This window comes from Armatimonadota bacterium, assembly GCA_031081675.1.
In the GTDB taxonomy this organism is placed as follows: domain Bacteria; phylum Sysuimicrobiota; class Sysuimicrobiia; order Sysuimicrobiales; family Kaftiobacteriaceae; genus Calidihabitans; species Calidihabitans tengchongensis.
Map to the genome: position 1 here is coordinate 99,026 of JAVHLZ010000002.1, position 23,212 is coordinate 122,237.

22 protein-coding genes and 3 tRNA genes are annotated in these 23,212 nt (G+C 68.5%); 15 read left to right on the forward strand and 10 right to left on the reverse strand.

The features are described from left to right. Positions 1 to 131: 131 nt before the first annotated feature. The 11 genes from RB150_01335 (at position 132) to RB150_01385 (ending at position 11,701) form a co-directional block, all read left to right on the forward strand. Positions 132 to 836, forward strand: coding sequence for an acetate--CoA ligase family protein (locus RB150_01335; GenBank protein ID MDQ7819184.1), 705 nt, complete (start codon positions 132 to 134; stop codon positions 834 to 836). A gap of 2 nt (positions 837 to 838) precedes the next feature. After that, positions 839 to 2,275 (forward strand): CoA-binding protein, encoded by a 1,437-nt coding sequence (locus RB150_01340; GenBank protein ID MDQ7819185.1) that lies wholly within the window; start codon positions 839 to 841, stop codon positions 2,273 to 2,275. Further along, positions 2,263 to 3,294: a cysteine synthase A gene (gene cysK, locus RB150_01345; GenBank protein ID MDQ7819186.1), complete on the forward strand. Its 1,032-nt coding sequence runs from the start codon at positions 2,263 to 2,265 to the stop codon at positions 3,292 to 3,294. The genes RB150_01340 and cysK overlap by 13 nt, the downstream gene beginning before the upstream one ends. Before the next feature lie 27 nt (positions 3,295 to 3,321). Then, on the forward strand, positions 3,322 to 4,323 hold the full coding sequence (locus tag RB150_01350; GenBank protein MDQ7819187.1) for an ABC transporter substrate-binding protein: 1,002 nt from the start codon (positions 3,322 to 3,324) through the stop codon (positions 4,321 to 4,323). Between the two features lie 38 nt (positions 4,324 to 4,361). Beyond that, a complete protein-coding gene (locus tag RB150_01355) occupies positions 4,362 to 5,162 on the forward strand; it encodes an ABC transporter ATP-binding protein (GenBank protein MDQ7819188.1) in 801 nt (266 codons plus the stop codon). After that, a complete protein-coding gene (locus RB150_01360) occupies positions 5,159 to 5,944 on the forward strand; it encodes an ABC transporter permease (protein ID MDQ7819189.1) in 786 nt (261 codons plus the stop codon). Before RB150_01355 ends, RB150_01360 begins: the two co-directional genes overlap by 4 nt. A 65-nt stretch (positions 5,945 to 6,009) precedes the next feature. Further along, positions 6,010 to 7,722: a hypothetical protein gene (locus RB150_01365; GenBank protein MDQ7819190.1), complete on the forward strand. Its 1,713-nt coding sequence runs from the start codon at positions 6,010 to 6,012 to the stop codon at positions 7,720 to 7,722. A 220-nt stretch (positions 7,723 to 7,942) separates the two neighbouring features. After that, positions 7,943 to 8,602 (forward strand): hypothetical protein, encoded by a 660-nt coding sequence (locus RB150_01370; GenBank protein MDQ7819191.1) that lies wholly within the window; start codon positions 7,943 to 7,945, stop codon positions 8,600 to 8,602. A 115-nt stretch (positions 8,603 to 8,717) separates the two neighbouring features. Beyond that, complete coding sequence (locus RB150_01375) at positions 8,718 to 9,701, forward strand: tripartite tricarboxylate transporter substrate binding protein (protein ID MDQ7819192.1); 984 nt, start codon at positions 8,718 to 8,720, stop codon at positions 9,699 to 9,701. Positions 9,702 to 9,707: 6 nt separating this feature from the next. Continuing rightward, complete coding sequence (locus tag RB150_01380) at positions 9,708 to 10,196, forward strand: tripartite tricarboxylate transporter TctB family protein (protein MDQ7819193.1); 489 nt, start codon at positions 9,708 to 9,710, stop codon at positions 10,194 to 10,196. Then, positions 10,193 to 11,701, forward strand: a complete 1,509-nt coding sequence (locus RB150_01385) for a tripartite tricarboxylate transporter permease (GenBank protein ID MDQ7819194.1) — start codon at positions 10,193 to 10,195, stop codon at positions 11,699 to 11,701. The genes RB150_01380 and RB150_01385 overlap by 4 nt, the downstream gene beginning before the upstream one ends. A 178-nt stretch (positions 11,702 to 11,879) precedes the next feature. Here the strand turns inward: RB150_01385 and RB150_01390 are convergent, their stop codons facing one another. From RB150_01390 to RB150_01410, 5 genes are all read right to left on the reverse strand, one after another. Further along, positions 11,880 to 12,641, reverse strand: a complete 762-nt coding sequence (locus tag RB150_01390; protein ID MDQ7819195.1) for a carbohydrate ABC transporter permease — start codon at positions 12,639 to 12,641, stop codon at positions 11,880 to 11,882. A gap of 92 nt (positions 12,642 to 12,733) precedes the next feature. After that, the gene (locus RB150_01395; protein MDQ7819196.1) at positions 12,734 to 13,615 is read right to left on the reverse strand and encodes a sugar ABC transporter permease; all 882 of its coding nucleotides are present in this window, start codon (positions 13,613 to 13,615) and stop codon (positions 12,734 to 12,736) included. 119 nt (positions 13,616 to 13,734) lie between these two features. Beyond that, complete coding sequence (locus tag RB150_01400) at positions 13,735 to 15,006, reverse strand: ABC transporter substrate-binding protein (protein ID MDQ7819197.1); 1,272 nt, start codon at positions 15,004 to 15,006, stop codon at positions 13,735 to 13,737. A gap of 131 nt (positions 15,007 to 15,137) precedes the next feature. Then, positions 15,138 to 16,397, reverse strand: coding sequence for an alkaline phosphatase D family protein (locus tag RB150_01405; GenBank protein ID MDQ7819198.1), 1,260 nt, complete (start codon positions 16,395 to 16,397; stop codon positions 15,138 to 15,140). 399 nt (positions 16,398 to 16,796) lie between these two features. Beyond that, a tRNA-Arg gene (locus RB150_01410) sits at positions 16,797 to 16,872 on the reverse strand. Between the two features lie 113 nt (positions 16,873 to 16,985). Here RB150_01410 and RB150_01415 point away from each other — a divergent pair. Both RB150_01415 and RB150_01420 read left to right on the forward strand, forming a co-directional pair. Beyond that, the gene (locus tag RB150_01415) at positions 16,986 to 17,525 is read left to right on the forward strand and encodes a TAXI family TRAP transporter solute-binding subunit (GenBank protein ID MDQ7819199.1); all 540 of its coding nucleotides are present in this window, start codon (positions 16,986 to 16,988) and stop codon (positions 17,523 to 17,525) included. Between the two features lie 226 nt (positions 17,526 to 17,751). After that, a complete protein-coding gene (locus RB150_01420) occupies positions 17,752 to 18,114 on the forward strand; it encodes a DUF1850 domain-containing protein (GenBank protein ID MDQ7819200.1) in 363 nt (120 codons plus the stop codon). A 33-nt stretch (positions 18,115 to 18,147) separates the two neighbouring features. Here RB150_01420 and RB150_01425 read toward each other — a convergent pair whose 3' ends face one another. Continuing rightward, the gene (locus tag RB150_01425) at positions 18,148 to 18,501 is read right to left on the reverse strand and encodes a VOC family protein (GenBank protein ID MDQ7819201.1); all 354 of its coding nucleotides are present in this window, start codon (positions 18,499 to 18,501) and stop codon (positions 18,148 to 18,150) included. A 328-nt stretch (positions 18,502 to 18,829) separates the two neighbouring features. Between RB150_01425 and RB150_01430 the strand changes: the two genes are divergently transcribed. Then, the gene (locus RB150_01430; GenBank protein MDQ7819202.1) at positions 18,830 to 19,312 is read left to right on the forward strand and encodes a cupin domain-containing protein; all 483 of its coding nucleotides are present in this window, start codon (positions 18,830 to 18,832) and stop codon (positions 19,310 to 19,312) included. Between the two features lie 116 nt (positions 19,313 to 19,428). Here RB150_01430 and RB150_01435 read toward each other — a convergent pair. Then, positions 19,429 to 19,504, reverse strand: a tRNA-Arg gene (locus RB150_01435). Between the two features lie 141 nt (positions 19,505 to 19,645). Here RB150_01435 and RB150_01440 point away from each other — a divergent pair. After that, entirely contained in the window at positions 19,646 to 20,149 is a 504-nt protein-coding gene (locus RB150_01440) for a hypothetical protein (GenBank protein MDQ7819203.1), read from the forward strand. Between the two features lie 114 nt (positions 20,150 to 20,263). Here RB150_01440 and RB150_01445 read toward each other — a convergent pair. From RB150_01445 to RB150_01455, 3 genes are all read right to left on the reverse strand, one after another. Continuing rightward, positions 20,264 to 20,357 (reverse strand) — tRNA-Ser (locus RB150_01445). A 74-nt stretch (positions 20,358 to 20,431) separates the two neighbouring features. Further along, positions 20,432 to 21,130, reverse strand: coding sequence for a DUF309 domain-containing protein (locus tag RB150_01450; GenBank protein ID MDQ7819204.1), 699 nt, complete (start codon positions 21,128 to 21,130; stop codon positions 20,432 to 20,434). A gap of 3 nt (positions 21,131 to 21,133) precedes the next feature. After that, entirely contained in the window at positions 21,134 to 23,206 is a 2,073-nt protein-coding gene (locus RB150_01455; GenBank protein ID MDQ7819205.1) for a thioredoxin domain-containing protein, read from the reverse strand. Positions 23,207 to 23,212: the final 6 nt, after the last annotated feature.

A 23,212-nucleotide genomic window follows, 5' to 3' on the forward strand; every position in this document is an offset into this window, starting at 1 on the left:
CTTCTACGATCGGGAGCCGTCCCGCCAGACTGTCGCCTCACGGACCGGGGCCACGGCCATCGTTTTCAGCGCCCGGTTGGGGCCTCGAAGTACAGGTCTCGTCCGACTTGGCACCCTGAGGCGGTGCGACGATGGCCGACCTGACGTTCCGCGACCCACTTGAGGGCGTTCGCGCAACTGCCCGAACGATCCTCACTGAACCCGAGGCCAAACGGCTGCTTGCCGCGCTGGGAATTTCTGTCCCTCGCGGCGGGGTGGCGCGTACTGCGGAGGAAGCTGAGGCTGTGGCCCGGGAGCTGGGTGTGGTGGTCCTCAAAGTGGTGGCTCCGGGAGTCACGCACAAGAGTCGTCTGGGGTGGGTCGCGTGTCCGATCCCCCCTGGCTGTGTCCGGGAGTGTTTTCGGTATCTCATGGATCGTGCCGTACAGGCGGGTTCTCCGGTCCAGGGAGTGCTGGTGGAACAGTACCTCCCCGGGGACGTGGAGTGCATCGTGGGATACGCCCGTCTTCCTCGCTTCGGTCCGGTGATCATGTTTGGCCTGGGGGGCCTCACGGTGGAGGCGCGGGGAGAAGTTCGGTTCCGCTTGGCCCCGCTGGGGCCTGCGGAAGCAGATACGCTGGTCTCCGAAGTGGGAGATGGCAGCCGGGGATGGGTGAGAGCCCTCTCTCCGAAGGGGCGCGATGCGCTCATCCATACCCTGGTAACGGTGGGCGGAATCGCTGCCGATCCTCGACTCTCGGCAATACGCGAAGTGGACATCAACCCCCTGGCGGTCAGCCGAGATGGTTGCGCAGCCCTGGACGCCCTCGTAATACTCGAACCTCCGGAGGCCTAGGGGTGCGCGACCTTCGTCCCCTGCTGTCTCCGCGGTCCGTTGCCGTCGTGGGCGCTTCCACGAATCCGGCCAAGGCGGGAGGTATCCTGTTCAAGAACCTCGTGGATGGAGGATTTTCCGGACCCCTCTATCCTGTCAACCCTCGAGCCGACACTGTACTCGGGTACACAGCCTACGCCCGGGTGGGTGATCTCCCCGCTGCCCCGGATCTCGCTTTCGTCGTCCTCCCACGGGCCGCTGTCTGTCCTGTGGTGGAGGAGTGCGCCGCTGCCGGCGTGCGGGCGGTGTGTATCATCACCTCCGGGTTCGGAGAGGCGGACGCCGAGGGCCGTCGGGAGCAGGCGCGCCTCGTTGATATCATCCGCCGCAGCGGCATGCTGGCCATCGGGCCCAACACCATCGGGCTCGTCGTTCCTCATCGTCGGCTCTATGGATCCTTCGTTCCCTTCCCCTCGTGGACGCCGGGTCCCATCGCCATCTTCGCGCAGACGGGGATCTTCGCGGGCGCGGTCATGCTGCAGGAAATGTCCCGTCCCACGCAGCGGCCGGGCGTCCGCATGAGCGTAGACGCCGGCAATAAGATCGACGTCGATGAGATCGACTTCCTCCACGCAGCGGCAGGAGATCCCGAGGTAGGCGTGGTCGGTTTCTATCTCGAAGAAATTCGGGACGTCCGCGCTTTTTTGCAGACGGCCGGCCGGGTCGGTGAAACGAAGCCAGTGGTGCTGCTCAAGCCGGGCCGCACCGTCCCGGGGGCGTCGGCCTCCGCCTCGCACACAGGGGCCCTGGCGGTCGACGATCGGGTTCTGGACGGCGCCCTCCGCCAGCATGGCGTGCTGCGGGCGGAGGGCGTTGAGGACTTCCTTCTCACCCTGCGGGTTCTCGCATGGTCGTCACCTCCGGCAGGACCCCGCGTGGCTGTGGTCAGTTACAGTGGGGCCCTTGGGGTCATGGCGGTGGATGAGATCGTGTCCGCTGGCCTGGAACTCGCCGAGTTCGCCCCGGCAACGCGGGAACGCCTAGCCACTCTCCTCCCGGCCTGGCAGGTTCCCGCAAATCCTGCGGATCTCTGGGTCGCTCTTGAGGTTCACGGGAACCGCCGAGGCCACGAGGCAGCGCTGGAGGCAGTCCTGGCCGACCCCCACACCGACATGGTCCTGGCCATCCTGCTGGCTCCTCCCAACGCTGACTTTCCTGACGTGCGCGAGGTCTTTGCCGGTCTGCGCGAGCGCCATCCCCACAAGGCTTTCGTCCTGGTCATCTACGGGGGAGAGGTTCGGGAGCGCTGGCTACACGCGCTGGAAGGACTGGGCGTCCCCGTTGCGCCCAACCCCCGTGTGGCTGTGCGGTCGCTCGCGGCCCTGGCGCGCTGGGCGGCTGTTCGGCGTCGGACAAAAGCGGACATCCCCACACCCGGGAGGACTGCATGGGAACCGTGACCCGCATATCCGTTGCTCCCAGCATCCTGGAGACGGTGGGCGCCACGCCCATGGTCCAATTGAGGCGTGTGACCGCAGGGGTGCATGCCGCTGTCCTGGCCAAGCTTGAGTACTTCGGCCCCAGTGGCAGTGTCAAGGACCGGATCCTTCCCTATATGGTGGCCCAGGCGGAACGGCGCGGTGAGCTGCGTCCGGGGATGACGATCATCGAAGGGACCACCGGCAATACCGGCATCGCCACGGCTATGGTGGGGGCGGCCAGGGGATATCCGGTGGTCATCGTCATGCCCGAGGGGATGTCCGCCGAGCGCAGCGCCGTGATTCGGGCGTACGGTGCGGAGGTGATCTTCACGCCCGGAGGCGAAAGCGACGTCGACCTGGTCGTACGGAAAGTGCGGGAGATCGTCGCCGCGGCCCCAGATCGGTACTGGGTGGTCGACCAGTTCAACAACCTGGACAATCCGGAGGCGCACTACCTGACCACCGGACCGGAGATCTGGGAGCAGGCGGGCGAGGCGGTGGACGCTTTTGTTGCGGCGGTTGGCACGGGAGGAACTCTCACGGGGGTCGCCCGCTATCTCAAGGAACGTAAGCCGACCGTACGTGTCTACGCTGCCGAGCCGTCGGAGTGCGCCATCCTTTCGGGTGAAAAATGGGGTGTTCACAAAATTGAAGGCATCGGGGACGGGTTTGTGCCGCGAGTGCTGGACCTACGCCTCCTCGACGGCGTGGTGCGCGTCCGCTCGGAGGAAGCTATCGCCATGGCGCGGCGCCTGGCGCGGGAAGAGGGCATCTTCTGTGGGATCTCGGCCGGGTGCAATGTCGTTGCCGCGCTCCGCCTAGCCGGGAGGTACCCTGACCTCCGCACTGTGGTCACCCTCATTCCGGATAACGGTCTGCGCTACCTCTCCACGGAGCTTTGCGGCGTCGTCCGGACGCTGGAGGTTCCGCTCCGCGACCATGCTCTGGACGCCGAGTCGCGCGCGCGCCTGTCCCAAGTCCGCCTGGACGTCATCTGACCACACTGAGGGAAGGGAGGTGGTTCTGTGAAGAGGCTGTCGACCATGTGGTGGCCGGTCGTCCTGGGCGCGGTAGTCGTCGTGGGGACGGGTCTGCCCGCTGGCGGTCAGCCGCTCCGCAAAGTCATCTTCACCACGGACTTCGGGTTCAACGGGCGGCACGCCTACTTCTACGTGGCCCTGGATCGGGGGTATTACCGGCAGGAGGGCCTGGATGTGGAGATCGTGCGCGGCGGCGGCTCCGCCGATGCCATCAAACAGGTAGGCGCCGGGCGGGCGCTGATAGGGTTTGCCGACGCGGGGACGCTCATCCTCGCCCGGGGCAACGACGGCGTACCGGTTAAGCTCCTGGCGGTCGTCTACGCCCGACCTCCGCACGCCATTTACGCTTTGCGGGACTCGGGCATCCGATTCCCCCGCGATCTGGAAGGGCGAACCGTGGCCGATACGGCCGGGAGTGCCGTCCCTGCTCTTTTCCCTGTTTACGCCAAGTGGGCCGGCATCAACAAGGATGCCGTTCGATGGGTCTTCACGGACAGCGCGGCCCTGCCGGGCCTCCTCGCCACGGGGCGGGTGGATGCCGTGGGACAGTTCATCGTGGGAGAGCCGCTCCTGCGCAAGCGTGTGGCGCCCAAGGAGCTGGTCCGTCTGGCCTACGCCGACGTGGGGCTGGACTATTACGGTAACGGTCTGATCGCTGCGGAGGAAACCATCCGGCGACAGCCCGACGTGCTGCGTGCCTTCGTCCGCGCCACCGTCCGCGGTATGGAGGAGGCCTTCCGGGACCCCTCCGAGGCCGGACGCATCATCAACAAGTACCACCCGCAGATCGAACCGGACGTCGGCCAGGGGGAAACGGAGGCGGTCCGCGAGCTGGCCACGACACCGCTCACCCAACAGCGTGGCCTTGGATACGTTGATCGCCTGCGGGTGTGGCGGACGCTGCAAGTCATCAGCGATGTCTTCACCCTGCGCCTGCCGGTGCGGGTCGAAGACATCTATGTTCCGGGGTTCGCCGGAAGGCCGTGACGCGTCTCGTCCAGCATCAGGGTGTATCAGGGGCCGGGGTGACCAGTGAGGAACCGGTGGAGGCGCGGATGATCGTCGTCAACGGCGTCTCGAAGATCTACTTTCCCCGCCGGTCGCCCCCCATCCGGGCTCTGGAGGACGTCAGCCTCTCCATCGGCGAGCGGGAGTTCCTCACCCTCGTGGGGCCATCGGGATGCGGTAAGTCCACCCTTCTCAAGTTGATCGCGGGCCTGCAGTCCCCCACCACCGGGACGATCTTCCTCAACGGCCAGGTTGTCGCCGCTCCCTCGCGGGAGGTGGGCATCGTTTTCCAGGATCCGGTACTGTTACCGTGGCGGTCTGCGCTGGACAACGTTCTGCTGCCGGTGGAGATCCTGGGCCTTGCCCGGGCCCAGTTCGTGCCCGCTGCCCGTCGCCTCCTCGCCCTGGTGGGCCTGGGTGGTTTCGAGCGGCACTTCCCTCGAGAGCTTTCCGGGGGTATGCAGCAGCGGGTGGCCATCTGCCGATCCCTCATCTACGATCCTGCCGTTCTTCTGATGGACGAACCCTTCGGCGCGCTGGACGCCATGACGCGGGAGGAATTGGGGTTCGAGCTGTTGCGCATCTGGACAGAGTACCGTAAAACCATTCTTTTTGTCACCCACAGCATCCCGGAGGCGGTGCTGTTGGCGGACCGCGTGGCCGTCATGACCCCACGACCGGGACGGGTGGCCAAAGTCATCACAGTCCGTCTGCCCCGGCCACGCACCACGGAAATGGCTTTCTGGCCGGAGTTCCGGGAACACGTCGAGGAAATCCGCGAGCAGGTCTTCCACCGTGGGCGGGAGGCACGACCGTGAAGGTTCCGCTCCGGGAGACACCCTGGCTACCGGTCCGCTGGGCTGTTCCCGCCATCCTCCCGGTCCTGACGGTGGTGGTTGTCGTCCTTCTGTGGGAGGGTGTCGCTCGTTTGCTGCGGGTACCCGTCTGGATCCTTCCATCCCCGTTGTCTATCGTCCAGGCTACAGCCGCTTGGGGATCCCGCCTTCCCTACCACGTCGGGGTCACCCTCTACGAAACCCTGGCGGGTTTTGGCATAGCCATTGCCGTGGGCATTCCCCTGGCTGCGCTGGTGGTCCATGTCCCGATCTTGTACAGCACCTTCTATCCACTCCTGCTTGGCCTGCAGTCAGTACCCAAGGTGGCCATCGCTCCCCTCCTTCTCATCTGGCTCGGCTACGGGGAATTACCCAAGATTGTAGTGGTTTTCCTCGTCTGCTTCTTCCCCATCGTCGTGAGCACGGTCACGGGACTGACCGCGGTTCCCCCTGAACTGATGGACCTCGTTCGCTCGCTCTCTCCTTCCACCTCTCAGGTCTTCGTGAAGATCCGCTTTCCCACATCTCTGCCTTACCTTTTCGTGGGGTTGAAGGTGGCCATCACCCTGGCGGTCATCGGGGCGGTGATCGGCGAGTTCGTCAGTGCGGAGCGTGGTCTGGGCTACCTCATCCTGGCTGCAACTTCGCAGCTCAACACGTCCTTGGGGTTCGGGGCGCTCGCGCTGCTCACGATCATGAGCATCCTCCTGTACTACGGTGTGGAGGCCCTCGAGAGGCTCATCTCCCCTTGGGCTCGGAGCTGAAGGAGTGGGGAACGATGCCCGGCGCCCCTTCCCTTCGACCCCACCAGAGCGGCGGCAGCGGGGCGGTGGTGCTGCTGGTAGACCGCGCGCGGTCTGAGTACCTTCAGCTCCCCGAGGCCGTCTTCGCCGCCCTTGAGCACTTCGGAATCCCTTACTACCTCTGGGATATCGGCTCCCAAGACATCACTGCCCTGGATCTCTCCTCAGTGGCTGCGCTTGTCGTCGCCCAGGAACATCTGGGTCCCACTTTGTCGTCGACCGCCGTTGCGCATATCCTGAGCGGCGTGGAACGCGATGGGACGGGGCTCGTCATTCTCGATGGGGATCTAGCCGGTTACGATCCCCTCCTCCGTCACGCGGTGGGTCTGCGGGGCGCCGGGAGATCTGGTCAGATTCCCACATCTGATGCCGACGGGATTGTCATCACCCGATCCGATCACTTTATCACGTCCACGCAGGAGGCCGGCGTCGTCCACCGGCTGCGCACTCCCGCCCCCCTCACTCTCGCTCGGGCCGAAGAACCGGATCTTGAGGTTCTCGCGATATCCCTTACCGAGGCTCCTGCCCTCGTCGCTCGCCGGATGGGTGCCGGACGCGTCGTGCAATGGCTGGTGTCCCCCAAGATCTGGACCCGTTCCTACCTGGGCCATGCCCACGGGTTGGACGACCTCTTCTGGAAGAGCATCGTTTGGGTCGCTCGCAAACCCTTCGCTATGTTGCGGATGCCCCCGTTTGTCCGCCTGCGCATCGACGACTGCCATGGGCTGTGGCGCTCCGCTGCGGATTTGGCCTTTGTGGACGTGCTCAACGAGTTTGGCCACCGCCCGACGTTGTGTGTCTGCCTGAGAGCGCTCACGCCGGAGGGTGCCGCCCGGGCGCGGCAGCTGTTCGTCGAGGGGCGCGCCGACTTCGCTCCCCACACCCTGGCCCCGGGGACGGGCCTCTTCTACGGACCGGGCGATCGCCCATACACGGTTGAGGAAATCCGTGTTCTTATGGCGGAAATGGACGACACGTTTCGCCGATGGGGTATTGTGCCATCACGAATCCTCAGCGACCACGACCATGAGTGGACTCCCGCCGTCGTCCCCTTCCTGCGGGAGCGAGGCATCGTTTTCAAAATGAACGTGACTTTGCCGGGGGAGCGGTGGGGGGACATCCACGAGGACTGGCGCCCGGCCCCCTATGGCTCCATGTCCTATGCTATGGACTTCCTGCCGGCTCCTTATGACGACTTCTTCGTTGTATTCAACCACTACCCAACCTTCGATGCCGCCAGGGCTTATCTCCCAGGGGGGGAACGCTTCCTCTACAATCGCGCTGGCGGATTTGGGGAACAGACGTGGGACTTCCTTAACGGCCTCACCCTCCCTTTGCGTCCGGCGAACGATGTGGATGCCGCTGCCCGGCGGCTGGCGGAGCACACCCGTCTGGGGCTGAACAGTCTTTTCTTCGGAGGATCCATCACTCACTCGCACTTCACCCAGGCGCTCGCTCCCGGCGAGTGGCGCGCATTGCTGGAGCGGTACGAGGCGCTGACGTCGAGGCTGCCCAAGCGCAACGTCAGCTACGACCACATCGCCCACTACGCCCGTGCCCGGCACACCACCCGCCTGATCCGGGTGGATCGCACTCCAACGGGCGAGGTGAGTTGCATACTCGCCGGGCGGACCCCGATGCCCCTGGAGGTGGCAGTCTACGCGGACCGCAAGGGCGAGGTTGTGGAACACTGGGCGGAGGTCCCACCATTCGAGGGGGCCCTGACGGTCGTTCTATGAGGGTCCGCCAGCGGCCGTGGCGGGCCCTCTCCCTCTGGGAGGCCCCCCGGTGTCCTCGGCGCGTCCTCTGATGGCTGTGCGCGTGGTGAGCGCGTGACGTCGCTCCCGGCCCTGCTGCTCTCAGCCCGGAAAGCAGGAAGTCTTCCCGCCGCACCGTAGCAGCCCGGTGATGGCGCGTGGAGTGGTCGCCTGAAGATTGAGGGACCGGGTGCTTCCTGGAGTGGGGCGACTGCCGTCGGTGCTGGAGCGGATCCCCCGCGAGGTCCCCGCCGCCACCCGCCTCCTGAGACGGCTGCGGTCCCGCCGGCGGGATCCGCTGCTGCGGATACTGGTGGGCACGGTGCTGTCTCACCAGACCACCTCCCGCCAGGCCCGCGAGGCCACGGCCCGCCTGTGGGGGCGGCACCGAACCCTCCGAAGCCTGGCGCGCGCCCGCCCCCGGGAGATCTTCCCCATGATTGCCGGCATCGGGCTCGGCAGGCTGAAAGCCCGCCGCCTGGTGGCCCTGGCGCAGGCCATCGAGGACCGGTGGGGAAGCGTGCGCGCGCTGGGCCGGTACCTGCGGACGGCCCCCCTGCCAGACGCCTGGCGCGCGCTGCTGGAACTGCCGGGGATCGGCCCCAAGTCGGCGGCGGTGGTGCTGCTCTTCAAATTTGGCCGTCCGGTGTTCCCCGTGGACACCAACATCCTGCGGGTGGCGCGGGACCTGGGCTGGGTGGACAGGCGCGCTGGCCCGGAGCAGGTGCGCCTGCGGGTGGAGCGTGCACTCCCCCCGGATCCCCGCGTCCTGTTGAAAGCCCACGCATACCTGCTGGCGTTGGGCCGGGCGACGGCGCGGGGCCGGAGGCGTGACCTGCTGGGGCGGCTGGGCGGCGGGTAGCCCTCCCACTCCCCGCCGTCCCGCAGGAGACGGTTGCCGGGGTGGCGTAATGCCACGGGGGGATTCCCGCGCGCATATTCCCTTGGGGTAGTCACCCCGTGTGGCGGAGGCGATCATGCGTACAGGGGCTTTGCTGGCGCTGACGGTTCTGGCAGTCGCCGCCCTGTCGGCCGGCGGGCTGGCCGGGCCGGCGTTTCCCGACCGGCCGGTGGAGATCATCGCCCCGGCGGGGCCCGGCGGCGGGTGGGACACGCTGTCCCGGATGACGGCCAAGGTGCTGGCCGAGGAGAAGCTCGTCACCCAGCCCATCACCGTAACCAACATGCCCGGAGGGTCCGGGGCGGTGGCCATCGCCCACGTGGTCACCCGGCGCAAGGGGGACGCCTACACGCTCGTGGCCTTCTCGCCCGCGCTCACCCTGACCATCGTCAACCGCAACACGCCCTACACCTACCGGGACGTGACCCCTCTGGCCTCCCTCACCACGGACTACGGCGTGCTGGTGGTGCGCCGGGACTCCACCATCAACAACCTGCGGACGCTGCTGGAAGTGCTGAAGCGGAATCCCGACGCCGGCGTGGTGGCCGGGGGGTCGGCTCCGGGCAGCATGGACCACATCATCTTCGCCAAGGCCGCGCGGGCCGGGGGCGTGGACCCTCTGAAGGTGCGCTACATCCCCTATCAGGGCGGCGGGGAGGCGCTGGCGGCGCTGCTGGGCGGCAGCGCCTCGGTGCTCTCCACCGGCGCCTCGGAGGTCCTGGCCCAGGTCCAGGCGGGCACGGTGCGCGTGCTGGCCATCTTCTCCGAGCAGCGACTGGGCGGGGCCTTCCGCAACGTCCCCACGGCCGCGGAACAGGGGTTCAATGTGACGTTTCCCATCTGGCGCGGCTTTTACGGCCCCCCGGAGATGCCGGCGGCCGCCGTCCGCTTCTGGGAGGAGACGCTGGTCCGGATGACCCGGACCAAGGGCTGGGAGAAGGTGCTGGCCGACACCCAGTGGTTCCCCTTCGTCCTGACCGGCGACAGGTTCCGCCGCTTCCTGGAGGAGGACACGAAGAACTTCGAGACGCTGTTGCGTGAGCTCGGGTTTGTGAAGTAGCAGGCCATGACCTTTCAGGGCGAACCGGTCGCGCGCCCGGGGCGGGGCGGGCGCAGCGACCGGTTCGCGGCCGTCGTCATCTTCCTCGTTTCCTCCCTGTACATCCGCTACGCCCTCACGTTCCAGCCTCCGCGGTTTCGCAGCGAGGCGCTGGGCCCGGCGACATTTCCCCTCATGATCGGCGGGCTGATGGTGGTCTGCAGCGTCCTGCTCTTCGTTGAGTCGCTGCGCCGCGCGCCGGAACCTCCGGCGGCGTGGCGGCGCTCTCTGCCAGCCCTGGCGCTGTGGGGCCTTCTGCTGGCCTACAGCGTGGTGCTGGAGCGCCTCGGGTTTCCTCTGGCCACCGCCCTGTTTCTGGCGCCGAGCTTCCGGCTGCTGGGGGTACGGCCGTGGTGGCGGTGCCTGCTGTATGCGGTGGCCGTCACGGCGGCGGCCTGGTACGCCTTTGCCGCCCTGGACGTCCGCCTGCCCCGCGGGGAGTGGTGGCGCCGGTGAGCGACACCTGGCAGCACCTCCTGTTCGGCTTCCAGGTGGCCCTGCGCCCGGAGAACCTGGCCCTGGCCCTGGCCGGGGCGGTGGTGGGGACCATCGTCGGCGTGCTCCCCGGCATCGGGCCCGTGGGCGGGATCGCCCTGCTGCTCCCGCTGACGTTCAGGTTGCCTCCCGCCTCGGCCATGATCATGCTCACCGCCGTCTACTACGGGACCATGTACGGGGGATCCACCACCTCGATTCTGATGAACGTCCCGGGCGAGGCGTCCTCGGTGGTGACGACCTTTGACGGGTACGCCATGGCCCGCCAGGGCCGGGCGGGCCCCGCCCTGGCCATCGCCGCCGTCGGCTCCTTCATCGCGGGCACCCTCTCCACCATTGCGCTGACGTTCTTCTCGCCGCTGCTGGCCACCTGGGGCCTGGCGTTCGGGCCGCCCGAGTACTTCGGGCTGATGGTGTTCGGCCTGTCGGCGGTGAGCAGCCTGGCGGGAGAGTCTCTGGTCAAGGCGCTGCTGTCCATGGGCTTTGGCCTGATGCTGGCCACCGTGGGAACCGATCTGGTGACGGGCGTCCCCCGGTACACCTTTAACATCCCCTACCTCCTGGACGGGATCGATTTCGTCGTGGTGGTGATCGGCCTGTTCGCTGTCTCGGAGGTCATGGTCTCCGCGGAGGCGGCGGTCGGTGAGGTGCGGGTCCCGGTGAAGATCGAGCGCATCTGGCTCAGCCTGAAGGACTTCGTCCAGTCCTTCTGGGCCATCATCCGCGGCAGCGTCATCGGGTTCTACATCGGGATCCTGCCGGCGGCGGGGGCGACCATCGCGTCGTTTCTGGCCTACAGCGTGGAGAAACAGCTGGCCCGGGACCCCTCGACCTTCGGCCGCGGCGATATCCGCGGGGTGGCCGCGCCCGAGTCGGCCAACAACGCCGCCGCGGTGGGCAACATGATCCCCATGCTGACCCTGGGGATCCCCGGGTCCTCCACCACGGCGCTGATGATGGGCGCACTGCTGGTCCTCAACGTCGTTCCCGGGCCCATGCTGTTCCAGCAGCACCCCGATGTGGTGTGGGGTCTGGTGGCCAGCATGTACGTGAGCAACCTGGTGCTGCTGATCCTGAACCTGCCCCTGGTGGGCCTGTTCGTGCGCATCCTGTACGTGCCGGAGCGGGTGCTGCTGCCCGCGATCCTGGCCATCTGCGTGGTGGGGACCTACGCGGTGAACTTCAGCGCCTTCGACCTGCTTACCATGACGGTGCTGGGGCTGGGGGCCTACTACCTGCGCAAGAACGACTACCCTCTGGGGCCGGCGGTCCTGGGGCTGGTCCTGGGCGACCTGATGGAGCAGAACCTGCGCCGGGCGCTCATCATGAGCAAGGGCAGCCCGGCCATCTTCGTCGCCCGGCCCGTGTCCGCGGTGCTGCTGGCGCTGTCGGTGCTGTCCCTGTGCGCTCCGGCGCTGCTGCGGCTCGCGCGGCGCCGGAGGTCTGCCGAGGCGGCGGCCGGGTAAGGGCCCGGGCAGGCCGCGCCGACGGGCCGCCTCCCGCGGCGGGAACGTGCTCGCCCGGTGCAGTCCGGTGTCACGAGGCCGTTCTTCCCCTGCACCCACAGACCGGCAGACTGCAGCTCTGAGCATCGCCCCACCCCGGGCACGCCAGGCCGCGGAGCCGGTCAAATCCCGCGGCGTGTCAGAACCGCAGTCCCGCCCGGGCGATTCCCTGGACGAAGTACCGCTGCAGGGCGAAGAAGACCACCAGCACCGGCACCACCGCGAAGGTGGCGGCGGCCATCAGCAGCCGCGGCTGCGTCCCCCACTCGCTGGAGAAGGCCAGCAGGCCCACCATGATGGGCCGCATCTCGGGCGTGTTGGTGACGATCAGCGGCCAGGTGAGGGCGTTCCAGGACCCCAGGAAGGTCAGCACCGCCACCGTGATGAAGGCCGGGGTGCTCAGGGGGACCACCACCCGCCACAGGAAGGTCAGGTGGGAGGCGCCGTCGATGGTGGCGGCGTCCTGCAGCTCCTGGGGGATGGTGGCGAAGTGCTGGCGCAAAAAGAAGATGCCGAAGATGCTCGCCAGCCAGGGAACGATGAGGGCGGCGTAGGTGTTGAGCCATCCCAGCCGGGTGATGGTGATGTAGTTGGGAACCAGCTGGACCTCGCCCGGGACCATGAGGGTGCCCAGGAAGATCATGAACAGCGCTTCGCGCCCCGCAAAGCGCATGCGGGAGAAGGCGTAGGCGGCCAGGGCGGAGGTCACCAGCACGCCGGCGGTTTCGGTGACGGCGATGATGGTGCTGTTGAGGAAATACCGGGCAAAGGGCGCGTGATTCCAGGCGTCTGCGTAGTTTTCCCAGGCCAGACGCGACGGGATCCAGGTGAAGGGGTCGGTGAAGATCTCCTGCAGCGGCTTGAGAGAGGTGGCCACCATCAGGTAGTAGGGGAGCAGCATCACGGCCGAGCCGGCAAGCAGGACTCCGTGAGCCGCCAGGGTGGCCAGCGACAGGCGCCGTCGCCCGGGGGTCCGGGAGTGGATCGCCGGGGTCATAGCTCGTAGTGCACCCGCCCGGAGAGGATGCGCCGCTGCAGCAGCGTCAGCAGAAGGATGATGAGGAAGAGGGTGTAGGCCTGGGCGGCCGCGTATCCCATGCGGAAGTACTGGAACCCCTGCTGGTAGATGGAGTACACGACGGTCAGGGTGCGGTTGAGAGGGCCGCCCCCGGTGAGAAACAGCGGGAGGGCAAACACCTTAAATGCGCCGATCATGCTGATGATGAGAATGAAGTAGGTGGTCGGGGATAGCAGGGGCAGGGTGATGTGCCGGAACAGCTGCCAGCTGCTGGCTCCGTCTATCTGCGCGGCCTCGTAGTACTCGGGGGGAATGGCCTGCAGGCCCGCCAGGAAGATCACCGTGTCCCGTCCCAGGCTGCTCCACACCGCGACCGCCACCATGGCCGGCATCGCCTGAACGGGATCCAGCAGCCACCGCTGGGGAGGCAGGCCCACCTTGCCGAGCAACACGTTCAGCAGGCCGAAGTGGTCGGGGTGGTACAGCCACTGCCACACCATCGCCACCGCCGCCAGAGGCGTGACGTAGGGGATGAAGAAGGCGGTGCGATACCAGGAGATGCCCGCCAGGCGACGGTTCAGCAGCAGAGCACACCCCAGCGCCAGGGGGACCGTCACCCCCACCGAGGCCACCGCAAAGTAGGTGGTGTTGCCCAGCGCGGCGAGGAACTTCTCGTCGGCCACTAGCTGGCGGTAGTTGTCCAGTCCCACAAAGGGCCGCTGGGGGTCGATCAGGTTCCAGCGCAGCAGGCTGACGTAGAAGGCGTACCCGATGGGGAAGAAGTGGAACACCGCCAGCACGGCGGTTGCCGGCAGGAGGAACGCCGCCGCCTCCACGTGCTCGGCGACGCGCCGCACACGGCGGGTCCAGGGGGATGCGCGCAGACGGGCGGGCAACGCGCCGGTTGTCGCCACACTCTCACCCCCGCCTGCCGGTCAGGCTCCCACCCGGCCCGCCCCCAGGATCCAGTCGTCCGCTAGCGGGGGCGCTGGGCCAGCAACCGGTTCGCCCGGACGGCGGCGTCGCCCAGCGCCTGCGCCGCCGTCTTCTTGCCCAGAATGGCCTCCTCCACCGCGTCCTGGATGATGTCGCGGATCTCCTGCCACTCGGCGATGGCCGGCTCGCTGCGGGCGAAAGCCAGCGAGTCCAGTCCCGCCTTGTGCAGGGGGTTCTCGCGCAGGTAGACCTTCATGAGGGTGGACTCGACCGCAGACCGTCGCACTGGCATGTAGAAGGTGCGCAGCGACCACCGGGTGGTGCCGGTGGTGCTGGTCAGGAACTTGATGTACCGCCAGGCCGCCGCCTGCTGTTCCGGCGTGGCGCGGGCCAGGATGGCCAGGTCGGTGCCGGTGAGGATGGTGGCCCGCTTGCGGCGGTAGGGGAGGGGCGCCAGGCCGATGGTGAAGCGGTCCGCCACGGCGGCCCGGGCGAAGGCCAGACCGGGGTTGGTGGCAAAGTACATGGCCACCTTGCCCGCTCCGAAGTCTGCATCGGCGAATCCCGGCAGGACGTAGGCGACCTTGTGGGTGTTCACCAGGTCCACCAGGAACTGGAGGGCCTCCACGCCCGCCGGGCTGTTGAACGCCACCTCCCGCCCGCCGGGCGCGAGGAAGTCACCGCCGTTGGTGAGCAGCATGGTGAGGAAGTAATCGGTGGTGGGGCGCACCACGAACCCGTAGCGCACCACCCGCCCCCCTTCCTGTCGGGTCAGCGCCCTGGCGGCAGTCACCAGGTCGTCCCAGGTCTGGGGCACCGTCAGGTTGTGCTCACGCAGCAGGTCGGCGTTGTAGAACAGCAGGTACAGGCTCTTGTTGAACGGCATGGTCCACATGACGCCGTTGAAGGTATTGGCCTGCCGCAGAGCCGGGAGAATATCGTTGATCTCCTCCTCAGACAGACCCTGAGGTCCGCGCATGAACCGCTCCACGGGCACGATGGCTCCGGCCCGGATCAGCTGGTCCGTCCAGTTGCCAAACACCTGGGAGATGGTGGGTGGGTTGCCGGCCGCCACCGCGGCGATGAGTTTCTGGTTCAATGCCCCGTAAGTGCCCTGGTACTGGGCGGTGACCACGATCCCCGGATTGAGCCTGTTGAAGTCTTCGGTCAGTTCGTTGACGGCGGGCTGCAGGACGCCGCTCATGCCGTGCCAGAAGGTGATGGTCACCGGGCCGCCGGCGGCGGCCACGCCCAGGGCGAGCAGCAAGAGCCCCGCCAGTACGGCGCCATGGACGCTCCATCGGGCGCACATCTTCGGCACCCCCTTGTGCATTCGGCCTTGCCTTCGACGTCTCCGGAGGCGTTCCTCGGGTCCGGCCTGCGGCCTCCCTTCGTGTCGCCTGGTGGCAGGTGCCCTACCGAGGGACGCAGGTGATGTTGCGCTCATGGACCCGTCACCGTTCGGTACAGCAGCCGGCCGTCGACGTCATAGAGCTCCACCGCCAGTTGCGGAGGTGACGGCTCGATCCGCAGCAGACCGAAGGTGAAGCTGCGGTTGAAGCTGAACACGGTCTCGGGATACTCGGCGGCCCGGCGTCGGGTGTTGATGACGGCCGCCAGCGGCCCGGCGATGCCCTCCAGCACTCCCTCCCTGTGCCGGATCACCGCGGCGTAGTGCACGTCTCCGCTGACAAATACCACTCCCCGGATGCCCCGGGCCACGGTGTCAAGGATCACCTGCCGCTCCGCGGTGTAGCCTTCCCAGGAGTCGGCGCCGTGGAACTTGAGGGGGACGCTGGTGGCGACCACCTTGAAGTGCGCCCGGGACTCGGCCAGTCCCCGCAGCAACCACTGCCGCTGCTGTTCTCCCAGCATCGTCTTGGCCGGGGTGTCCCGGTCGTAGGCCGGTGACCGGTACTGGCGGGTGTCGAGGATGAAGATCTCCACCAGGCGGCCCCACCGGAACGACCGGTGCAGGCGGGTGGGGTCCGCCGGGGGGGTCCGTATCGGCCAGTACTCCAGAAAAGCCTGCCGGCCGATGGCCAGGCGCGGATGGGTCCGGTCGAAGTTGTTGGCCACCTCGTGGTCGTCCCAGGTTGTCCACACCGGCACCGTCCGGAGAAACCGGCGGAACGGCTCGTCGGCGCGGTTGCGCCGGTAGCACTCGCGGTACTCGGCCAGGGTCTGCGCTCCGCAGTCCAGGTCGGAGTAGATGGTGTCGCCGAGGAACAGGAAGGCGTCCGGTTGCGCCGCACGGATGGCGTCGAAGATCCGGAAAGGCCGGAAACGTTCGCTGGTGTCCGCGCCCCACGCCAGAGCGAGGGCGGCTGCGGCATCAGGTGGCGGTGCCGTCTGCAGCTCACCGACCAGGCTTGCAGTGCCCCCGGGTTCCGCAACCACCCGGTAGAAGTACCGCGCGGCCGCCTGCAGGTCGGAGAGTTCCACCTTCGCCGTGAAGTCGGTGGCCTCGGTAACGGTGACGGGCGTGGTGCTTCGGCCCAGGGCGGCCGTGGGTCCGTACTCCACCCGCACGGCCCCGGGGGTGCCGGTCCGCACCCAGATGACGGCCGAGCTGTCCGTCACGTCCCCGCTGAAGACGACCGGCGGCTCTGCCGCCCGCAGACCCGGAGCCGGGCCGACCTCCGCCGCCACGACGGTGGCGGCCAGGGCGAGGGCGAGGACGACCCTGAGAATGCGATCCATGTGCCGACGGGGGTCTTCGGGCGCGCCCTCCACCAATCCTCCGGGCGGGCTGGCCATGGTCGTCTTTTCACGCCTTCATTGCGGCGGCATACGGGTTTGCGCCGTTCCAATGAGCGACGCACTTCGGATTTTGGGGGCAGACCTCCGTTGTCGAAGGCCCCGGCACCCCGGATCTTTTGAATTTTGGGGTCAGACCCTCATCGTCGGGGAGGCGTTGCACTGTGCGCACGAAGGACGTCTGGTGTGTGCGTCTGACCGTCTGGGAGGTCGGGCGACAGACTCTCCGTGGCTGGGGATTGCACCCCTATCGGGGTGCTCCACCGGGGGCCCTCACCCTGCCCTCTCCCGGAGGGAGAGGGAAACGAGGATGGCGCCCCTGGCGGGGCGCTCCACCATCTCTGGCGGGCCCGGAGGGAATCGAACCCCCGACCAGAGGCTTAGGAGTCCCCTGCTCTGTCCACTGAGCTACGGGCCCGCGCTCACATTATACGCGACCCGTCCGGCTCCGGGCGCCCGTCCAGACGGACCCCGGGGGGCTTGCCCGCCGATGCTGGGCCTGGCCGACTGCCGCGGGACCGTCTGTCCAGCGTGCGGGCGATCGTGGTGACCCGGTCGTACCTGGTGGCACCCCTGGTGGTCCTCATCGGCTTCCTGCTGCACGGTGCCAGCCCCATGGGGCGGCGTTCTGGGGATCGTGGCGTCGGCGAGCTGGCCTCCGTCAGCCTGACCATCGCCCAGGGATTCCACATCCTGCTGCTGGCGCCGGTGGCCAACATCCAGTTCCTGGCCCGCGACGATGCCCACCTGGCGCTGGTCCAGAACGACATCGCCTACCACGCATGCAACGGCCGGGAGATGTTCGCCGAGCCCGGGTCTAACCGACCGCGTCCCATCACGGCCTTCCGCGGCGTGGCCATGCTGTACCCGGAGACCATCCAGATCGTGACCCTGCGGGACAAGGGGATCAGTCGGGTGGAGCACCTCCGGGGCAGGCGCGTGGTGGGGGGCGCCGGGCAGCAGCACCGAGGCGAACGCCCGGCAGATTCTCCAGGTGCACGACATCTACTATCGCGAGCTGCGGGTGGACTTCCTGTCCTTTGCGGCTCGCATGGACCAGCTGCGGGATGAGATCCGTGGTCTTCCTGACGGCCGGCATCCCCACCGCCGCCGTGACGGATGTCGCCGCGTCGCGGGACATCGTGATCCTGCCCATCGGCGACGAGGCCCTGCGGGCCCGCTGGCCGTTCTACACGCGCCAGGTCATTCCCCCCGGGACGTACCGCGGGATCACCGCCCTGATGCCGACCGATCGTCCGGTGGAGTGCGGGTCGCCGGGGAGGGACGGTCAGCACTGGTGGCCGTCGCTCCGGGCGCGCGGGTCGAGCTGTTGTATACCCACACCGTCGAGCGCACGCCGGTGGCGGAGGTGTTCCAGGCCGAGCGGGACGGGCTCTGGCTGGTGGAGGTGCGGTTCGTGTCCCAGGGCGCGGAGCTGCCCGCAGACGGCTATGCGCGGGAGGGCGGCCAGTACGTGCTGCGGTCGCCCCGTCGGGTGGGCGCGCTGCCCCTGCGGATCCCCGCCCGGGCCGGCCACCGCCTGCGCGTCGGCGACCGGGTCCTGGATCTGACGCAGGCCTTCGGCGATGGGGCCAGCGTGGTCATCTCTTCCGGGCCCGGCCGGTGGCGGGTATGGTGGCCCGCGCTGCCGCGGTGGTGAGAGTGCGGCGTACCCGGCGTGCTTGTCCCGTGGTCAGGTCTGGCTGCCGCCCTTCCGGGGTTGGACCTGGACGGTGAACGTCCGGCCGTCGGGGTCCCGGATCTGCATCAGGCGTGTCCCCCAGTGGCTGTCGTGCCAGCGCTGCACGACCTGCACTGGGCCGGAGGGCTCGAACTCCTCGGGCGCGCGCAGGTAGACCTCCATGGTCAGGGAGTGATGCCCGGGGACCTCCTCCAGGAAGATCGCTGTCCCTCCGGCGGGAGCTTCCAGGCGGCCTGCCCGCCCCAGGTTCAGGGCCAGCCGGAAGCCCAGCCGCTGCCAGAAGGCCAGCGACTCTTCCCAGTGGTGGGTTTCCAGGTACACGTACTCCACGCAATCCGCGCTCATGGCGCTTTCACCCCCTTCGAGGGAAATTGACTCTGCGGCCGGCCCGGCTTCTCCTTCTGTTTTTCCTCGTGCGCCCCCGCACCGGGAATTTTGGGGTCAGACCCTCACCCTGCCCTCTCCCGGCGGGAGAGGGGAACAGGGATTGCGTCCCTGACGGGGCGCTCCACCGCGCTGGGGCCCTCGCCCTGCACCCTCTCCACGGGGAGCCCGTCCACATGCCGGTGGAAGGGATGACCGGAACGATCATCGTGCGCTGATGCGAGTGCGCAGGCGGGGAGGGTCGGAGCCTTCGGCCCTCCCCGATGCGTATACGGCCGAGGAGGATGAGATGGCTATCATTACCGAGCGCCGCTTCGTTCCCCTCACCGATGCCGCGGATCCCGATGACTGGCGGCCCAACAGCCGCATCGCCGCAGTCGTGGATCCGGCGCGGCCCGACGGTGCATTCGTGCACGGGCTGGTCGTGCTGTGGGAGGTGCTGGCCCCCGGCGATCGCATTCCGCTTCATCGCCACACGATGGAGGAAATACTCGTCATCGACGAGGGCGTGGCAGAGGTCAGGCTGGGCGATGACACTCAGACGGTCGGATCCGGAGCCGTCGTCTTTGTGCCCGCCGGGACCGCCCATGGCACGCGCAACTCGAGTGGCTCACCCGTGACGTTGCACGCGATCTTCCCTTTCTCGCTGATTGATATCGAGTACCTGGAACGCAATCCGGCGCCCGGCACCGAGGGTGATCCGCCTCGCCTGCCGTTTTCCGTCGACATCCGGGCCTGGGCGGAGGGAACCGGGAGGTCCGGCGGGGCTTGAGTGCCCTCACCCTGCCCTCTCCCGGAGGGAGAGGGGAAAGAGGATGGCGTCCCTCAGGTCGTGGGTTCAAGTCCCGGGATGGCGGCTTAAAACCTTTGCGCTTCGCAGGGAGAGGATGGCGCGCCCGGCGGGACTTGAACCCACGACCTTTGGCTCCGCAGGCCAACGCTCTATCCACTGAGCTACGGGCGCGCGCAGGCTGATTATAGCACAGGCCCCGTGCCCTCCCTGTGGTACAGTGGGGATGCCGCCCCGGGCGGGCTAGGACGCCTCCGCCGGGGGCACGGTGTGGAGGGGGGCCGAAGTGAGGGTATCCCCACTGGGGTGAGGGTCGTGAGGCACCTTCTGATTGCAGGACTGCTGGTGGTGGCGCTGGCCGGCGTGCCGGCGGCGGCGCAGACGTCGTCGGCCATCGTGGCCGGCCAGTCGGCGGGCGGCATCCAGGTAGGCGGACAGGTGGATGAGGCCGTCCGGCTGCTGGGGGACCTGTACGACAAGGCCGACCGCGAGAAATACTCCATCTACGACTGGCCGCTGCGCCCGTTCCTGCTGATCGCCGAGAAGGACAGCGGCAAGGTCGTCTTCGTGCTCATCCAGCTCAGCGACGCCTACCGGACCGACAAGGGCGGGCTGACCGGCGGGTCGGAGCGGGCGGCGGTGGAGGCAGCCTACGGCAGCGAGTTCACCACCGACGAGGATTCGCGCAGCATTACCCTGATCTACGACAGCCTGGGCATCGCGTTTGACATCGGGAAGTTCGGCGTGATGCGCGGCCGGGTGATGGCCATCATGGTCTTCGTGCCCGGCCAGTGGAAGCAGATCGTGGAAGGTCTCTAGGCGCGGAACTGCGAGGTCAGGGATCAGGGATCCGGCGGGCAAGGGGGGGTACCCGGTTCCGTCTCCGGTCCGTGCTCTCTCCGGTCCCGGACCGCGAAGTTCCCGGCCTGGGAGTGGCGGAGGGGGTGGGATTCGAACCCACGGAGCGGGTGTGTGCCCGCTCAACCGCTTAGCAGGCGGCTACCTTCGGCCACTCGGTCACCCCTCCGGCCGTGCTCCATAGTAGCACAGACCCGGGCGCGCCCGCACCGCTCCGTGCTGTGACCGCGTCGCCCGCGGACGTCAGGCGACAAAGCGCAGGGCCGGGTACAGGTCCGGCCGGCGGCGGACTCCGGCCGTCCCGAAGTAGTCCCGCCAGGGCCGCAGGCCCTCGACCAGCGACCGCAGGTCCACCCCCAGGTAGGTGTCCGGGTACCGCCGCAGCCTGTCCAGCCCCTTATCCAGCAGGACCCGAGCCCCGTGCCAGTTGCCCTTCTCGAAGTGGTAGAAGGCGGCGGCCACCTGGATGAGACCGTGGTAGAAGTCCCGTTCCGGCCCGCGGGTGGCGCGCCAGACTCCCTCCAGCAGCTCGTGGCATTCGAAGTACAGGCCGGCCTCCAGCAGGGCCGCGGCCCGGCGCAGCGCGTCCCCCGCGCCCTCCTGCCGCATCCGGACCAGGGCCCGCACCAGCCGCGAGGTCTGCCGCCGGCAGTAGTCCAGGTACGGGGCGAACTCCGGGTGCAGCGACAGGACGTCCGGCCCGCGGAGGAGCAGTCCCCGCTCGGCCAGGATGGACGCATCTGTCTCCTGGGGGCTGTAGCCCACAGGCCGTCCGATCTGGCCGGCGCGCTCCAGCACCACCTCCAGCGGCACGGCGAGCCGGTCGCTGGTGGCCAGTTCGCCGTAGGCGCAGGCCACCGGCGCCCACGATGCTCCGGCGGGATCGCCCAGCGCCTCCAGCGCCAGGCCGGACAGCAGGTGCTTGAGGCGGGCGTAGGACACGGCTCAGGGGCGGGCAGTGCCGAAGGTGGCCAGGGTGTCCGCCAGCGCCTGCGGGTCGGTAACGGGCGGCGCGCAGGCCGTGCCGGCGCACACGTAGGCCGTGGGCTGCCGCGCCGCCGTGGCCATCGCCTGCACTACCGGCGGGAGAGGGACGTCCTGCCCGTCGCCGTGCACCGAGATGATCTTGTCCGGCCGATACGTCCGGCGCGCGGCGGCATGCAGGCCCGCCGTCCGCCAGTCGTCCAGCGGGCCGACGACGGTCACGTGGGCCGGCTCGGTCAGAAGGTCGTCCACCGCCAGCAGCAGGGTGGAGGCGAACACGGCGTGCGGGGCCAGGGCCGGCGCCCACGCCCGCAGCAGGTCCTCCGCCGCCTCCCGGTAGGGGAGGTGGTGGAAGAGGCGGGACAGCCGCAGCAGGACCCGCGCGGCCACCGCGTTGGCCGCCGGCGTGGGCGCGTCCTGCACCGGAATGTGGGGCAGGTCGGTCCCCGGGCCGGACGCATCGCGAGGCACATCCCGGAATCCGGTCCCCTCCCAGTAGTCGCGCAGCATCAGGTCGGCCACCAGGCGGGCCACCCGCAGGTACCGGGCCTGGCCGGTGGTTTCATAGGCGTCCAGCAGCGCCTGGGCCATCTGGGCCTGATCGTCCAGAAAGCGGATTCCCGACACGGGGTCATCCCCCAGGGCGTGCGCGAACCCGCGCGCCGGGGAGAACGCTGCCTGCAGAAAACCCTCCAGGGCCTGCAGGGCCAGCGCCCGGCAGCGGGCGTCGTCGAGGACGACGGACGCCTCCAGGAAGGCGGACACCGCCATGCCGTTCCAGGAGGCGTAGCAGGCGGGGTCGGTGATGGGCGCCTGCCGCCGGGCCCGGGCGGCGGCGAGTCTGGCGCGGCCGCTGCGGATCAGCCGGCGCACCTCGTCCGGGTCCCTGCCCAGAGAGGCGGCCACCACGTCGGGGTCCCGGTCCACGTACAGCACGTGCCGGGTGGGGTCGGTGTGCACTTCGCCCCGCCCCCGCAGATGGTAGTGCTCGGCCAGGACGGCGAACTCGTCGTCGGTGAGCACCGCGCGCGCGTCCTGCTCGGACCAGGTGAAGTAGCCTCCATCGTCGCCCGGGGCCACGTCGGCGTCCTGGCTGCCGCGGAAGGCCGCCCGCTGCGGGTCCCACAGCACCTGCGCCATGAAGTCGATCGTGTCGGCGGCCACCGCGCGGAACGCTTCCCGCCCCGTGGCCTGGTAGCCGTGCAGGTAAGCCAGCAGCAGCGCCGCGTTATCGTAGAGCATCTTCTCGAAGTGGGGCAGGATCCATCGGGCGTCGGTGGCATAGCGGTGGAAGCCTCCGCCCACCTGGTCGTGGATGCCTCCCCGGGCCATCCGGTCCAGGGTCAGGGCCGCCATCTCCAGCAGGTCCGGGGCGCGGGTGCGGAAGTGGCGCCGCAGCAGGAACTCCACGGTGGCGGGGTGGGGGAACTTGGGCGCGCTTCCGAAACCGCCGTGGGAGGGGTCGAACGCCCGCCCGATGGCGGCCTCCGCCGCCGCCAGCAGGTCCGGGTTGAGGTCGCCCTGCTGTCGCGGGCGCCCGTGGGCCGCCAGCTGCCGGTGCAGGTCCGCGGCCGCCTGCAGGACATCCGAGCGGTTGTCCCGATAGTAGCGGGCGACGCTGAGCAGAACCCGTGAGAATGCCGGCCGGCCGTAGCTGTCCGTCGGCGGGAAGTAGGTGCCGCCGAAAAAGACCTGGCCGTCGGGGGTCAGGAACGCCGTCAGCGGCCACCCGCCTTCGCCGGACAGCGCGCCCACCGCCTGCTGGTAGCGGGCATCGATGTCCGGGCGTTCGTCCCGGTCCACCTTGATGGCCACGAAGTTCTCGTTGATGATGCGGGCCACCTCCGGGTCCTCGTAGCTTTCGCGATCCATCACGTGGCACCAGTGGCACCACACCGCCCCGACATCCAGCAGGATGGGCCGGTCCTCCCGCCGGGCCCGCTGGAAGGCCTCCTCCGACCAGGGGAACCAGTCCACCGGCTGGTGGGCGGCCGCCTGCAGGTAGGCGCTGCGCTCTGCGGCCAGGCGGTTCATGGGCCG